We start from the raw sequence: 14,492 nt of genomic DNA, 5'->3' as shown, positions 1-14,492 counted from the left end.
TAGACGCCGCCCGCCGTCTTGAGAGCCGGGCCCGACTCACGGGAGGCCCCATGAATTCGATCGTCGTCGTCGCCCTCATCTGCGCCGCCTCCGTCCAGGCGCCGGACTGCTCCCGCGAAACCGCCATCGACGTGGTCACCGGCCCGGCCCACACGCTCCAGGAATGCCTCGTGCAGGGGCCGGTGCTGGCGGCCAATTCCGGGTTCAAGGGCGAGGACGGGGCCTATGTGAAGACGCGCTGCGAACAGAAGCGCTGAGCGGTCGGACGTGACCCGTCCGTCGATCGAAGCCGGCGATCTCCCAAACACCACCGCATCCTCAGGTGCCCGCGTCAGCGGGCCTCGAAGGAGAGCTCCAGGGCTAAGAGTCAGACACCGTGCGATTTTCGTCGCCCGTTCGGGCGGATGGCTCAACTCCCACTCTATCGACGCATCGCAGCCGCTTCACTCCGTCATTCCGGACCCGCCACCGCGCCAAGACTCTGCACCAACAGCGGTTCTGGATTGCCCGCCTCCGGCGTGCCCTCCGGGTCCGGGCTCGCCTGCGGCGCCCCTGAATGACGGGTCGGATCCCTGGTCGTAGCCATCGAGACACAGACGGGTTTTCTGAAGCGCCTCATCGTAGGGCTCCAGGATCGCGCGGCTCTTGGAGGGCTCCTTCGAGGCCTCCGCTGCGCTCCGGCACCTCAGAATGAGGTTGAAATTTGGACCTCCCAAGTCGAACGGGTTCTCGCCAAGTCGTCGCGTCTTCAACTTCAGTTCAAGACGCCGCAAACGAAATCTGCTTCGGCTCCGCGCCCGAACAGGTTAAAAGACACGATCCAATAAAACGCCACGCGAGCTGAACGCATGTCCGCATCCCCCGCCATCCAGACCGAACCGCAGGATCTCGTCTCCCTGACCAAGTCCGCCGGCGAGAGCGCCAAGGCCCTCGCCGCGGAGGCCACCCGCCGGGTCCGGACGCGGATCCTCGGCACGGACGGGCGCGTCGATGCGGCCAAGCTCGAAGGGCAGCAGCACGCCGCCCACGGCCTCGCGTGGCTCGCGACCTACGCCGAGGCCATCGCCGAACTCGGCGGCTATGCCGAGCGCCTCCAGGCGGAGGGCCGGTTCGGCGAGACGGAGTCGCTCCTCGTGCGGATCGGCGCCGGCGAGTACCTCGACCAGCTGTTCTCCGGCATCCCGATGAGCCAGGGCGAGATGGTCCGGCCCACCGGCTCCCTCGGGCTCACCGCCAAGGAGGTGGCCTCCTACCGCACCGACGCCGTCGAGACCCTGATCGCCGAGGGCAACACCCCGGAGAACCGCGCCGCCCTGGTCGCCCAGATGCGCGACGGCAGCGGCTCGGCCACGGTCGGCGCCTCGGGCCTCGACGAGGACATGGAGGCGATCCGCTCCGAGATGCGCCGCTTCGGCAAGGCCGAGGTGGTCGATCAGGCGCACGAGTGGCACCTGAAGAACGCCTACATCCCGATGGAGATCGTGCAGAAGATGGCCGAGCTCGGCGTCTTCGGGCTGACGATCCCCGAGGAATACGGCGGCATGGGCTTGCCCAAGACCGCCATGTGCGTGGTCTCGGAGGAGCTGTCCCGGGCCTATATCGGCGTCGGCTCGCTCGGCACCCGCTCGGAGATCGCCGCCGAGCTGATCCTGTGCGGCGGCACCGAGGAGCAGAAGCAGCGCTTCCTGCCGAAGATCGCCTCGGGCGACATCCTGCCCACCGCCGTCTTCACCGAGCCGAACACGGGTTCGGACCTTGCCAGCCTGCGCACGCGCGCGGTCAAGGACGGCGATGTCTGGAAAATAACCGGCAACAAGACCTGGATCACCCATCCGGTCCGCGCCGACATCATGACGGTCCTGGTGCGCACCAAGCCCGAGGAGAAGGGCCACAAGGGCCTCTCCATGCTGATCGCCGAGAAGCCGCGCGGGACGGATGAGGATCCCTTCCCCGTGCAGGGTCTGTCGGGGGGCGAGATCGAGGTGCTCGGCTACCGCGGCATGAAGGAGTACGAGCTGGCCTTCGAGGGACTGGAGGTGCCGGCCGCCAACCTGCTCGGCGAGGTCGAGGGCAAGGGCTTCGCCCAGCTGATGCAGACCTTCGAATCGGCCCGCATCCAGACGGCGGCGCGCGCCATCGGCGTCGCCCAGTCGGCCCTCGACGTGGGGCTGCGCTACGCCGAGGAGCGGGTCCAGTTCGGCAAGCCGCTGGTCAGCTTCCCGCGGGTCGCCGACAAGCTCGCCATGATGGCGGTGGAGATCAACATCGCCCGCCAGCTCACCTACTTCTCGGCCCGCGAGAAGGACGAGGGCAAGCGCTGCGACCTCGAGGCCGGGATGGCGAAGCTGCTGGGCGCCCGCGTCGCTTGGGCGGCGGCCGACAACGCCCTGCAGATCCACGGCGGCAACGGTTTCGCGCTGGAATACCCGGTGAGCCGGATCCTGTGCGACGCCCGCATCCTCTCGATCTTCGAGGGCGCGGCGGAGATCCAGGCCCAGGTGATCGCTCGCCGGTTACTCGAAGCCGCCTGATCAGTCGGGCGGTTCACAGAGCCATCCGCGCGCTTTCCCCTTTCCCCTCGCGGGGAGGGGCCAGGGGTGGGGGTGGTCCAGAAGGCACCGCTCCGCCCGATCCTGCTCTGACCCCGCCTCCGGCTCCTCCCCACAAGGGGAGGAGAGAGCGTTTCTCCGGTCGGCAGGTGACGGGCTCAGCTCCCTGGCGGAGGCCAACCCCTACTTGGTGATCTTCACCGAGACCGGGTCGCTCGACGGAAACGTCTCCTCCAGGGCGTCGTCCAGGCGCTCGTTGAGCTTCTCCTGCTTGTTGTCGGGGTGCTTGTCGTCGCCCGGCTTGGCGCTGCCCTGCTGGAAGCCCGGCTTGGTCTCGTTCGGCTTGTGGTCGTCGGCCATGTCTCACGCTCGTCCGTGACGGGGGCACGCAAGGGTGCTGGTGGGCATCAACGCGAGGGAGGGCCGGTGTTTCCGATCTTTCCGGGTCGAGATGTCCCCTCCGTCATCGCGCGCGCAGCGAGGCGGCCGCGTCACACAGGATCCGACGGTGTCCTGGACACCGGCGATCTCACCCATCCCCCCTCATCCTGAGGTGCTGCGCAGCCGCTTCGAAGGAGCTCTCCAGGGATCGCGCGCCGGCTGGAGGGCTCCTTCGAGGCCTCCGCTGCGCTCCGGCACCTCAGGATGAGGGGGGATGGGTGGGAGAGCTGGTCCAGGGCTTCCCTGGCTTGTGTCGCGGACCCTGTGCAATGCCATCGCGCACGGCTCTGACCGGCGTGGGTGTCACGCGGTGGCGAGCGGCCGCCTGGCCCCCGCGACTGCTGGCCCGCGCGCGGACGCCTCGCGCATCACGGTCTCGTAGACCCCTTCGAGCCGGTCCAGATGCGCGTCGAGGGTCAGCGGCGCCGCCCAGTAGCGGTCGTGGGCGGCGCGGCCCATCCGGGCGGCGAGCCCGTCCTCCGACAGGCGGCGCAGATGCGCGGCCAGCGCCTCCGGGTCGCCCGAGCGGAACCAGAACCCGGTCTCGCCGTCGACTACCGCCTCCCGACCCGCGCAGGCATCGCTGACGATCACCGGCGTGCCGCAGGCCAGGGCCTCGTAGACGGTGAGCGGCTGGCCCTCGTACCAGACGCTCGGGAAGACCAGCGCCCGGGCCTGCCGCATCAGCGCCTGCACGCCCGCGGCGTCGCGCCAGCCGAGCATCACCGCCTCCGGGTAGCGCGCGGCGAGCTCGGCCCGCTGGGGGCCGTCGCCCACGAAGACCGCGCGTGCGCCCGCCCGCCGGGCCGCCTCGGCGAAGATCGGCGCGCCCTTCTCGGTGGAGATCCGCCCGACGAACAGGAAGTCGCCCGGCGGCTCGTCCCGAACCGGCGCCCGCGCCACGGCGATCGGGTTGTCGACCCGGTGGAACGCGGTGCCCGGCGGCATCAGCGGCCGCACGACGCCTTCCTGCAGGTCGCTGATCGTGATGACGTGGGCGAACAACTCCGGCAGCCGGGCCACCTGGGTGAGGCCGGCATGGCGGATCATCCGGGCGACCTTGCGCGGATAGCTGCGGGCGTCGCAGTTCGCCACGACGCAGGCGGCCGACATGGGCCGCCGGTGGCAGATCCGCTGCTCCGGGTAGGCGTAGAAGCCGCCGGTCGGGCAGACCAGGAAGAACTCGTGCATCGTGTAGAGGCAGGGCAGCCTCGAGGCCCGGAGCGCCGGGCCGATCGCGGGCGAGAGCGCCTTGGCGAAGGCATGGACGTGGACCAGCGTGTCGCGGGGATCGCAGGCGGCGAGTTCCCGCGCCAGCGCCCGGCCCGCCGCCCCGTTCCAGATCGCCTGCGCGGCGAAGGCCAGTTTGCTGCGCGCCGTGGTGACGTCGTCCTGATCCAGGCAGACCACCCGGATGCCGGCGGGCTCCAGCCGCGGATCCACGGGTCCCACCGCGGCGAACAGGCTCACGCGCACGCCGCGGGCGGCGAGGCCGAGGGCCGACTCGATGGCAACCTTGGCCTGGCCGCCGTTGATGGCGGCGTGGTCTGCGACGAGGACGACGTGCACGTCAGGGACTCCGCCGCTGTGATCCGGGACCGAAGTCACTAACAGCCGGCGGTTGATCCCCCGTAAACCGGTCTCCGCCATGGTCCCTCGGTCGAAGGCCGGGGGAGCCGCATGCACGTCGTGATCCTGGCCGAGTTCGCGGCCGCCAGCGGCGGCGCCGAGAAGGTCGCGCTCGAATCGGCCCGCGGGCTCGCCGAGGCGGGCGTCGCGGTGACCTACATCCAGGCGATCGCCGGCCCCGCCGACCCGATGCTGGATCATGCCGGCATCCGGCGGGTCGTGCTCGACCTGCCCGACATCTGGTCGCTCGGCGGGGCCCGGGCGGCGGCGGCCGGCCTCTGGCACGCGGCGGCGGCGCGCGGCCTCGCCGCCGCGCTCGGCGGATTGCCGACGCGGCCCGACGTCATCCACCTGCACCAGTGGACCCGCGCCCTGTCGCCGGCGGTCTTCCCGATCCTCGCGGCAGCGGGCGCGCCGCTGGTCGTGACCCTGCACGATTACGCCCTGGCCTGCCCCAACGGCGTCTACTACCGCTTCGACCGGGCCGAGCCCTGCGGGCGCGTACCCCTGTCGGCGGCCTGCCTCGCGGCGCCCTGCGATCCGCGCAGCCGCGCCCACAAGCTCGTGCGCGTCGCCCGCGCGGCGACGCTGCGGCGGGTGCTGAGGGGCCGCCCGCTCCACGTCGTCCACGTCTGCGACGCGAGCCGCCGTCTCGTCGCGGAGCGGATGGGCGACCTCCTGGGCGGCGATGCGGTCACCCATCACCGCGTCGACAACCCGGTCCGGGTCGCGGACGGGCCGCCGGCCGCGCCGGCGGGGGGCGACGCGGTCGCGTATGTCGGACGCCTGACCCGGGAGAAGGGCGCCGATCTCGTGGCCGACGCGGCCAGGGCCGCCGGCCTGACCGCCCTGTTCATCGGCGCCGGCCCGCTGGAGGCTGAGCTGCGCGGCCGGCCCGGGGTCGAGGTGGTGGGCTGGCAGGCGCCCGAGGCGGTCTGGGCGATGCTGCGCACCCGCGCGCGGGCCCTGGCCGCCCCGTCGCGCTGGTACGAGACCGGCCCGCTCACCGTCTACGAGGCGCTGGCGGCCGGGATCCCGGTGGTGGCCTCCGACCGCTCGGGCGCCGCCGAGAAGGTCCGGCACGGCGAGACCGGCTTCGTCGTCGCCCCGGAGGTGGCGCCGCTGGCGGACGCGTTCGCAGCCCTGCGGGACGACGCCCGGACCCGCACCCTCGGAGCCGAAGCCCGGCGCCGTTTCCGTGCGGAGCCGATGACGCTCGCCGTGCACGCGGCGGCGCTGCAGGCCCTCTATATCGGCCTCGCCCGGTCGGATCTTGGTGCGTCGCAACATGCGCGACCCGCGCCGCGCCCGCACAGTCCCGGAATCGAACCCGCCTGAGCGTCAGCGAACAGAATACAATATCCTTTGCCTGCCCTCTGGACATCGAGAAATAATTTTGTAAAGCCAGCCCGCGTCGCGAATGTCGGCCCGCGAGCCGCCAATATCTGGCAGAGCTTGAGCGTGAGCGATTCGGAGGCGGCCGAGTCTGCCGGGGACTGTACGGAACCTTGACACCGGCATTTTATCAGGTCCTGCCCATCCGGCATCGACCCCGAAACATGCACTTGACTTCTTGTTGCAGTGCAACATATAGAGGCGCGTCACCGCGGACGCAGACGACGTCCCGCTCCAAGAATGATGCTGGAGACATCGATGCAGACCCCGAACTTCGAGATCCCGACCGAGATGCGCGACTTCGCCGAGAAGAGCGTCGACCAGGCCCGCAACGCCGTCGGCACCCTCATGGCGAACGCCATCAAGGCCACTGAGCAGGTCCAGGCCTCGGGCCAGACCTTCCAGTCGACCTTCACCGCGGCGGTCGCGAAGGGGTTCGATCACGCGCAGACCAACGCCAACGCGACCTTCGACTTCGCCCAGAAGCTCGTGCGCACCAAGGACCTGCGCGAGGCCTTCGAGCTCCAGTCCGAGTTCGTCCGCAGCCAGTTCGCCGCCCTGCAGGCGCAGGCCAAGGACTACGGCGCCCTCGCCCAGAACGCCGCCCGCTAAGGCGAAACCGCGCGACCCCGGTCATCCGGGGTCGCGTTCCGGCATCCGGACGGCCGATTCGCGCCGGCCGGACCCAGAGATTTCGACGCCCGAGCGTCACAGGTCCGGCCCCGGGGGGGCGAGCGGGCCGGCCGCGCACGATCCTCCGGCCGCCGCTCCGCCCGGAACGAGCTGCCGCGGACAGGAGGAGATCGCGCGATGGGAAAGCCGCGTCGACCGAGAGGGGGACGTCCCGCCTGGGAGCCGAAGCCGCCGCTTGATGCGGATGTGCCGTCCGAGGCCGGGGCCGAGACGCCCGCGACCGGGATCTCCGCCATCGAGATGGCCAAGGCCGTGACGGCCAAGTACGAGACGGCCGAGGCCGGGACGACCGAGGACGAGACGGCCGAGGCCGAGACGGCCACCGATCCTGCCACGGACCAGGAGCTCGCCGTCGAGGCGGCCGTCGTGCCGGAGGCCGGGACGGCCGAACCGGTGGCGCAGGCCACCACCGAAACCTCCGACCCGCAGGGTGATCCTCAGCCCGAGCCGTCCTCCGCGGCGGCCCCCGACGAGGCACCGATCCCGGAGGCCGAGCCGGTCGTGCAGCCGGGATCGGCGCCGACCGACGCCGTCGCACCGGACCTGTCTCCCGTCCTGGCGGAATTCCCGGCCGTCGCCGCTGCCCCGGCTTCGCAGCGCATCGTGTTCGCGCCCGAGCGCTGGGACGTCGTTGAGATCAGCTCGACCATCGCGCGCTACATGCGCGGCGAGGGCGAGGCCGCCCTCGCGCATCTGCGCGCCCTGTCCGATGCCCGCACGCCGGCCGACCTGATCCGCCTCCAGGTCGGTGAGGCGCAGCGCGCCGCCGACGCCTCCTTGAGCTGCTGGGTCACGGTGGTCAGCAAGGCGAGTCGGGTGATGGCGTTCCGCTGAAGCGTCCCGGGGCGATTGTCTCCAGGGCTGCGAATCCGAGTCAACGGGACTTGTCTCGATCTCGGGAGAACTAAGCCGTCATTCCGGGACTGCGGAGCAGGACCCGGAGGGGCACGCCTGCGGCGCCCCGGGATGACGGGACGGGACTTGCGAGGCGATCAGCAAGCGGCAGCGTCGCAACCCGGGTTCGTGGCCCTGCGACCGCCCCGGGATCGTCGCATTGCGGTCTCAGGAACGACCCGAGCGAACTGGCGCGGGTGACCATCCGTTAACCATGCCGGTCCTATGCCCTCGTGGAGGGCACGGGAGACGATGCCGGACCGATGCCGAGCTGCACGCGCCTGATTCGTACCGCCTGTCTCTGCCTAGCGCTGGCGCTGGCGGGACCGTCGGCCCGCGCGGAGACCGGCGAGAAACCCGCGGTCGCCATCGGGGCGGATCTGGCCACCCAGGCGGGGACGACGCGCCTCACCCTGACCCTGTCCCGCGCCGTCGAGGCCCGCGGCTTCGTGATGGAGCGGCCCGACCGGGCGGTGATCGACCTGCCCGAGGTCAACTTCCAGCTCGAACCCGGCACCGGCAGCCGCCGCGACGGCCTCGTGCAATCCTTCCGCTACGGCCTGTTCGCCCCGGGCCGCTCCCGCATCGTGATCGACCTCGCCTCGCCCGCCACGGTGGGGCGGATCGAGACCGCCACGCGGCCCAAGGACGGGGCCGTCCTGCTCACGATCCCGCTGCAGCGCGCCGACCGCGAGGCCTTCCGGAAGGCGGCGTCCGCGGCCGATCCCGCCCCCGCGCAGGCCCGGACCGCCGCGCCCGAGCCCGCCGACCGGCGCCCGCTGATCATGGTCGATGCCGGCCACGGCGGCACCGATCCCGGGGCCATCGCGGTGGGCGGCGTGTTCGAGAAGGACATCGTGTTCGGCTTCGCCCAGGCGCTCGTCGAGAAGCTGGAGGCGGGCGGCCGCTACAGGGTCCGGATGACCCGCGACCGGGACGTGTTCGTGCCGCTGGCCGAGCGGGTGCGCCTCGCCCGGGAGGCCAAGGCCGACCTGTTCGTGTCGATCCACGCGGATTCGATCTCGGCCGCCCCCCAGGTGCGCGGCGCCACGATCTACACGGGGTCCGAGAAGGCCACCGACGCCGAATCCGCCAAGCTTGCCGAGCGCGAGAACCGGGCCGATGCCGCCGCGGGCGTCGAGGCCGCCGAGGCGCCGCCCGACATCGCCGACATCCTGCAGGAGCTGACCCTGCGGGAGACCCGCGGCTTCTCGTCGGGCTTCGCCCGCACGCTGATGGGTCAGCTCGCCCCCGTGATGGAGATGAGTTCTAAGCCCCACCGCGAGGCGCGCTTCGTGGTGCTGCGCTCACCCGACGTGCCCAGCGTGCTGGTGGAATTGGGCTATCTGTCGAGCAAGCGCGACCTGGAGATGCTGCAATCGCCGGAGTGGCGGGCCGGCGTCACCGGCTCCATGGCCAAGGCGATCGACCTGTTCTTCACCAATCGTGCCACGCTGGGGCGGCCGGTGGGGACGCGCCGCTCGGCCGCCGTCGCCCCAGTTTTACCATAGAGTAAGTGTCGATACGGGGCATCCGAACGCCCCGTCGCACCGCCGCTGAGCCGGCATTTCGAGGGGGCCTGACGGGACTATCCGGGGGCCGACCGCATCGAGGGCGGACGTTACGCGCCGGATGAGCCGATTCCGGCATGCGGCCGGGCCAGCGACGAGCGGAACACCGGATGCGTCTGATCCTTCGTTTCTTCGGGATCCTGTTCAGCGCCGCCGCGGTGCTGTTCGTGGTCGGCGCGGCGGTGGGCGGCTACTTCTACTGGAAGTACAGCCAGGACCTGCCCGACCACGCGGCGCTCTCCAATTACGAGCCGCCGGTGATGACCCGCGTCCACGCGGCCGACGGCTCGATGCTGGCCGAGTATGCCCGCGAGCGCCGGCTCTACCTGCCGATCCAGGCGATGCCGAAGATCGTCGTGGCGGCCTTCCTGTCGGCCGAGGACAAGAACTTCTACAAGCACGGCGGCATCGACCCCGAGGGGATCGTCCGCGCCTTCCTGACGAACGCGAAATCGGGCAAGCGCCAGGGCGCCTCGACCATCACCCAGCAGGTCGCCAAGAACTTCCTGCTGTCCTCCGAGCAGACCTATGACCGCAAGATCAAGGAGGCGCTGCTGGCGCTCCGGATCGAGGCGGCCTACTCCAAGGACAAGATCCTGGAGCTGTACCTCAACGAGATCTTCCTGGGCACCATCGTCCCGGGGCGCAACCTGCACGGGGTCGCGGCGGCGGCGCTCGACTATTTCGGCAAGTCGGTCCACGAGCTGACCATCAACGAGGCGGCCTACCTCGCCGCCCTGCCGAAGGGGCCGAACAACTACCACCCCTACCGCAAGACCCAGGCGGCGCTGGACCGCCGCAACGAGATCATCCGCCTGATGGCGGAGAACGGCTACATCACCAAGGAGGAGGCGGAGTCCGCCAAGAAGATGCCGCTCGGCGTCAACCCGCGGGTCGCCTTCCCGAACGCTGCCAACGCCAACTACTTCACCGAGGAGGTTCGCCGCGAGATCTCCGAGCGCTACGGCGAGAAGAAGCTCTACGAGGGCGGCCTCTCGGTGCGCGCCACCCTCGACCCGAAGATGCAGGCCTGGGCCCGCAAGGCGCTGGTCGACGGCCTCGTGCGCTACGACCAGGCCCATGGCTGGCGTGGTCCGGTCACCAAGGTCGACCTGACTGGGCGCGACTGGGGCATGGCGGCGGCCGAGGTTCCTGCGCTCGGCGACGTGGCGCCGTGGCGGCTCGCCGTGGTGCTGGGCAACGGCGCCGGCGGCGTGCAGGTGGGCCTCCAGCCCCGGCGCGAGGCGTCCGGCCAAGTGGGCAAGGATCGCGAGACCGGCGTGATCACCCCCGACGGCATGCGCTGGGCCGGCCGCCCGAACCTCCAGGCCGGCGACATGGTGTATGTCGAGGCGACCGAGGGCGGGAAGGGGCAGTTCCGCCTGCGCCAGAAGCCCGAGGTCTCCGGCGCCATCGTGGCCATGGACCCGAACACCGGCCGCGTCCACGCCATGGTCGGCGGCTTCTCGTACGACGAGTCCGAGTTCAACCGCGCCACCCAGGCGATGCGCCAGCCGGGCTCCTCGTTCAAGCCGATCGTCTACTCGGCGGCTCTGGACAACGGCTACACCCCCGCGTCGATCGTGCAGGATTCGCCGATCACCATCGAGGCCGGCCCCGGCCAGGAGGCCTGGACGCCCTCGAACTACGACGGCAAGTCCGGCGGCCCGCACACCCTGCGCTACGGCATCGAGCACTCGAAGAACCTGATGACGGTCCGGCTCGCCAAGGATGTCGGCATGCCGCTCATCGCCGAGTATGCCCGCCGCTTCGGCGTCTACGACGACATGCTGCCGGTGCTGCCGATGTCGCTGGGCGCGGGTGAGACCACGGTGATGCGCATGGTCACCGCCTACTCGATGCTGGCCAATGGCGGCCGGCGCATCCGGCCGACCCTGATCGACCGGATCCAGGACCGCACCGGCGAGACCATCTACCGCCACGACAACCGCAAGTGCATCGGCTGCGACGCCGAGAAGTGGTCGGGCCAGGACGAGCCGAAGCTGGTGGACGATTCCGAGCAGGTCCTCGACCCGCTGACCGCCTACCAGATGGTCTCGATCATGGAGGGCGTGGTCCAGCGCGGCACCGCCACGATCCTGAAGCAGATCGGCAAGCCTTTGGCGGGCAAGACCGGCACCACCAACGACGCCAAGGACGCGTGGTTCGTGGGCTTCTCGCCAGATCTGGCGGTCGGCATCTATCTCGGCTTCGACAAGCCGCGCTCGCTCGGTGACCGCGCCACCGGCGGCGGCCTGGCGGCGCCGATCGCCCTGGAGTTCCTGAAGACGGCGCTCAAGGACAAGCCGCCGACGCCGTTCCGCGTGCCCCCGGGGATCAAGCTGATCCGCGTCAACCTCGCCAGCGGCACCCGCGCCGGCTCGGGGGAGGGCGCCGGGACGATCCTGGAGGCGTTCAAGCCCGGCACCGCGCCGCCGGATTCCTACGTGGCGCCGCCCGCGAACCGGGAGGGTCCGCCGCCCGCGACCGCGGCGGTGCCGCCGGACGCCGACCGGGCCGCGCAGGCCGGCGGGTTGTACTGAGAGGATCACGGCGGGTCTGGCACCCGCCGTTTTCTTTTGCCCGATGGGGCCGGCAGAGCGCACCGCGCCCACTCTGCGCCGAGGCGCTCTCCTCCCCCTTGCGGGGAGGAGCCGGAGGTGGGGGTGGTGCAGACGGCACCGCGGCGACCAGACCTGAACCACCCCCACCCCTGATCTCTCCCCGCAAGGGGGAGGGGAAAGCGCCCATTCTTCAGGGGTGTTGGTCTCAGCCCCGGAAGTGTGAATCCGCGAGTCCGCACGGGCGAGGGGATTTGCGCCACGTTCTGCTTGTGCGGCGTCATACCGTTTCCGGTTGATCGGATCGGTTCCGCCGTCTTTGCGAGCGGAGCGAAGCAATCCAGATCGCGCCACGCTCCCCGAGGTACCGCAGCCCTGGGTTGCTTCGCTGCGCTCGCAATGACGGAGCGGGCTGCACCGACCGAAGCGTTCAACCGGAAACGGTATCAGGGACACCGTGCGAAACCGGTAGCCCGCCGGGGTGGCGGAGGGTGAGACGCGGATGCTCGGTCGCGTTCTCGAATCGCACGCGGGCACGCCCCCGGCGCACAGAAAAAAGCCGCCCCGGATGGAGCGGCTTGGAAGAGTCTTCAGGGAGGCATCAAACAGAGCGGACGAACAACGTCCAACTCGATATCCAGAAGTCTGGATGCCTGTTTATGACCTGAAAACCCTAACCGTTGGTTAATACCGATTCTCGCGGCCCATTCTCACGCCGCGAGACTGTCGAAAAGCCCGCGCCCGTCGGTCCCGCCGATCAGGCCTTCGACGAAGTTCTCCGGATGCGGCATCATCCCGAGGACGTTGCGGTTCTCGGAATAGACCCCGGCGATGGCGTTGAGCGAGCCGTTGCGGTTGGCCTCCACGGTGATGGTGCCGTCCGCGTCGCAGTACCGGAATGCCACCCGGCCCTCGTCCTCGATCCGCGCCAGGGTCTCCGGATCGGCGAAGTAGTTGCCTTCCCCGTGGGCGACGCAGACGTCGATCACCTGGCCCTGCCTGTAGGCGCTGGTGAAGCGGGTGTCGGTGCGCTCGACCCGGAGCGTCTGCCGGTGGCAGATGAAGCGCCGGTTGACGTTGCGCATCAGCACGCCCGGCAGGAGGCCGGACTCGCACAGGATCTGGAATCCGTTGCAGATCCCGAGGACGAGGCCGCCGCGGGCCGCATGGGCCCGCACCGCGTCCATCGCGGCCGCCCGCCCGGCGATGGCGCCGCAGCGGAGGTAATCGCCGTACGAGAACCCGCCCGGCAGGACCGCGAGGTCGGTCCCGGCGGGGAGTTCGTGGTCCGCGTGCCAGACGAGGTCCACCTGGGCGCCCGACCGGCGCAGGGCCCGGACGACGTCCGATTCGCGGTTCGAGCCCGGGAAGACGACGACGGCGGCGCGCATCAGAGGATCTCGATCGCGTAGTTCTCGACCACCGTGTTGGCCAGGAGCTTCTCGCAGGCGGTGCGCAGGGTCGCCTCGGCGGCGGCGGCGTCGGCTGCCGACACCTCGATGTCGAAGACCTTGCCCTGCCGGACGCCGTCGACGCCCTCGATGGCCAGCGACTTGAGCGCGGCCTCGATCGCCTTGCCCTGCGGGTCCAGAACACCGGTCTTCAGGGTGACGATGATGCGGGCTTTCATGGGTCTTCGGGTCTCGCAGGGGGCCGGGGACGGGATGTGAGCTGCGGCGCCGTTACGCAGCCGGCCGCGGAGCGGTTCTAACAGGGACCCTCCCGGCTCGCCAGCAACGCGAGGGCGGGGCGGGTCCGCGCGGGGTTCGCTTACCGGCGGGGCGCCGCGGAGGTCGCCCGCAGCGGCTCGATGCTGGTCGCCCGGCGCCAGAGCTGGAGCATGATCCAGGCCGCGAACAGGCTGAACACGCCCATCAGGACGTGGCCCACGCGCTCCCCGAGGTCGAAGATGCCGGCGATGGCCCAGCCGGCCGCGATGGCCACGGCGAACACCTCGGTGCCGACGAGGACCATCATGCTCACGATGGTGATGGCGTTGCGCCCGTTCACGGTCTCAAGCCCCCAAACAGATCGGGTCCCGGGCGCGAACGCCCGAGACCCGTGCGACTAGCCTACCAGGGCAGGCCGATGCAACCGACCGTGCGTCGGCCGGGGGATCAGCGCGGCGCGCGCTTGGCCAGGATCCGCTGCAGCGTCCGCCGGTGCATGTTCAGGCGCCGCGCGGTCTCGCTGACGTTGCGGCTGCACAGCTCGTAGACCCGCTGGATGTGCTCCCAGCGGACGCGGTCCGCCGACATCGGGTTCTCCGGCGGGTCGGCCCGCTCGCCGGGCTGCGCCATCAGGGTGCCGTGGATCTCGTCGGCGTCGGCGGGCTTGGCGAGATAGTCGAAGGCGCCGAGCTTCACCGCGGTGACCGCCGTGGCGATGTTGCCGTAGCCGGTCAGGATCACGCCCCGGGCCTCCGGCCGGCGCTCCTTGAGGCGGGCGATCACGTCGAGGCCGTTGCCGTCGCCGAGGCGCATGTCGATCACCGCGAAGGCGGGCGCCCGCGCCTCGACGGCCGAGACGCCGTCGGCCACGCTGTCGGCGACCTGGACGTGGTAGCCGCGGCTCTCCATCGCGCGGGCGAGGCGGGTGGAGAAGGGCTTGTCGTCATCGACGATCAGAAGGCTGCGGTCGGCGAAGGCGGCCAGCGGATCGGCCTCGTTGATCACGGCAGCGTCGGTCGCCGCCGAAATCCCGGTCTGCGTGAGCATCCGGCACTCCTTTCGGGTTATTTCGTCGGGTTCTTGGTCTGT

General features: G+C 70.6%; 13 protein-coding genes. 7 read left to right on the top strand and 6 right to left on the bottom strand.

The annotated features are described in order from the left end of the window. Positions 1-50 precede the first annotated feature (50 nt). Positions 51-257 carry a hypothetical protein gene (locus MMSR116_RS04885; protein ID WP_010685135.1) on the top strand — a complete coding sequence of 69 codons (207 nt, stop codon included), beginning with the start codon at positions 51-53 and terminating at the stop codon, positions 255-257. Between the two features lie 591 nt (positions 258-848). Continuing rightward, a complete protein-coding gene (locus MMSR116_RS04880; RefSeq protein ID WP_010685133.1) occupies positions 849-2,531 on the top strand; it encodes an acyl-CoA dehydrogenase family protein in 1,683 nt (560 codons plus the stop codon). Positions 2,532-2,732: 201 nt separating this feature from the next. On the opposite strand, the gene MMSR116_RS31275 is transcribed toward MMSR116_RS04880, so the two are convergent. Continuing rightward, on the bottom strand, positions 2,733-2,909 hold the full coding sequence (locus MMSR116_RS31275) for a hypothetical protein (protein WP_010685132.1): 177 nt from the start codon (positions 2,907-2,909) through the stop codon (positions 2,733-2,735). Between the two features lie 384 nt (positions 2,910-3,293). Further along, on the bottom strand, positions 3,294-4,559 hold the full coding sequence (locus tag MMSR116_RS04875; RefSeq protein ID WP_039893929.1) for a glycosyltransferase family 4 protein: 1,266 nt from the start codon (positions 4,557-4,559) through the stop codon (positions 3,294-3,296). Positions 4,560-4,670: 111 nt separating this feature from the next. Here MMSR116_RS04875 and MMSR116_RS04870 point away from each other — a divergent pair, with 111 nt between their 5' ends. The 5 genes from MMSR116_RS04870 to MMSR116_RS04850 all read left to right on the top strand — a co-directional run bounded on the left by MMSR116_RS04870 (position 4,671) and on the right by MMSR116_RS04850 (position 11,715). Further along, the gene (locus tag MMSR116_RS04870; protein WP_039893844.1) at positions 4,671-5,957 is read left to right on the top strand and encodes a glycosyltransferase; all 1,287 of its coding nucleotides are present in this window, start codon (positions 4,671-4,673) and stop codon (positions 5,955-5,957) included. 315 nt (positions 5,958-6,272) lie between these two features. After that, on the top strand, positions 6,273-6,626 hold the full coding sequence (locus MMSR116_RS04865) for a phasin (protein ID WP_010685130.1): 354 nt from the start codon (positions 6,273-6,275) through the stop codon (positions 6,624-6,626). A 198-nt stretch (positions 6,627-6,824) separates the two neighbouring features. Continuing rightward, the gene (locus tag MMSR116_RS31270; RefSeq protein ID WP_010685129.1) at positions 6,825-7,541 is read left to right on the top strand and encodes a Phasin protein; all 717 of its coding nucleotides are present in this window, start codon (positions 6,825-6,827) and stop codon (positions 7,539-7,541) included. Between the two features lie 323 nt (positions 7,542-7,864). Continuing rightward, the gene (locus tag MMSR116_RS04855) at positions 7,865-9,112 is read left to right on the top strand and encodes an N-acetylmuramoyl-L-alanine amidase (protein WP_010685128.1); all 1,248 of its coding nucleotides are present in this window, start codon (positions 7,865-7,867) and stop codon (positions 9,110-9,112) included. Positions 9,113-9,282: 170 nt separating this feature from the next. Continuing rightward, on the top strand, positions 9,283-11,715 hold the full coding sequence (locus MMSR116_RS04850; RefSeq protein WP_010685127.1) for a penicillin-binding protein 1A: 2,433 nt from the start codon (positions 9,283-9,285) through the stop codon (positions 11,713-11,715). Between the two features lie 728 nt (positions 11,716-12,443). On the opposite strand, the gene purQ is transcribed toward MMSR116_RS04850, so the two are convergent. From purQ to MMSR116_RS04830, 4 genes are all read right to left on the bottom strand, one after another. After that, positions 12,444-13,124: a phosphoribosylformylglycinamidine synthase subunit PurQ gene (gene purQ / locus MMSR116_RS04845; protein ID WP_010685125.1), complete on the bottom strand. Its 681-nt coding sequence runs from the start codon at positions 13,122-13,124 to the stop codon at positions 12,444-12,446. Next, a complete protein-coding gene (gene purS / locus MMSR116_RS04840; protein WP_010685124.1) occupies positions 13,124-13,363 on the bottom strand; it encodes a phosphoribosylformylglycinamidine synthase subunit PurS in 240 nt (79 codons plus the stop codon). The genes purQ and purS overlap by 1 nt, the downstream gene beginning before the upstream one ends. A 140-nt stretch (positions 13,364-13,503) precedes the next feature. After that, the gene (locus MMSR116_RS04835) at positions 13,504-13,743 is read right to left on the bottom strand and encodes a hypothetical protein (RefSeq protein WP_010685123.1); all 240 of its coding nucleotides are present in this window, start codon (positions 13,741-13,743) and stop codon (positions 13,504-13,506) included. A gap of 107 nt (positions 13,744-13,850) precedes the next feature. Further along, positions 13,851-14,450, bottom strand: coding sequence for an ActR/PrrA/RegA family redox response regulator transcription factor (locus tag MMSR116_RS04830; RefSeq protein ID WP_010685122.1), 600 nt, complete (start codon positions 14,448-14,450; stop codon positions 13,851-13,853). Positions 14,451-14,492 lie beyond the last annotated feature (42 nt).

Source organism: Methylobacterium mesophilicum SR1.6/6, assembly GCF_000364445.2.
Classification (GTDB): Bacteria; Pseudomonadota; Alphaproteobacteria; order Rhizobiales; family Beijerinckiaceae; genus Methylobacterium; species Methylobacterium mesophilicum_A.
The sequence above is the reverse complement of the archived record's forward strand: the minus strand, read 5'-3'. Positions and strand labels throughout refer to the sequence as shown.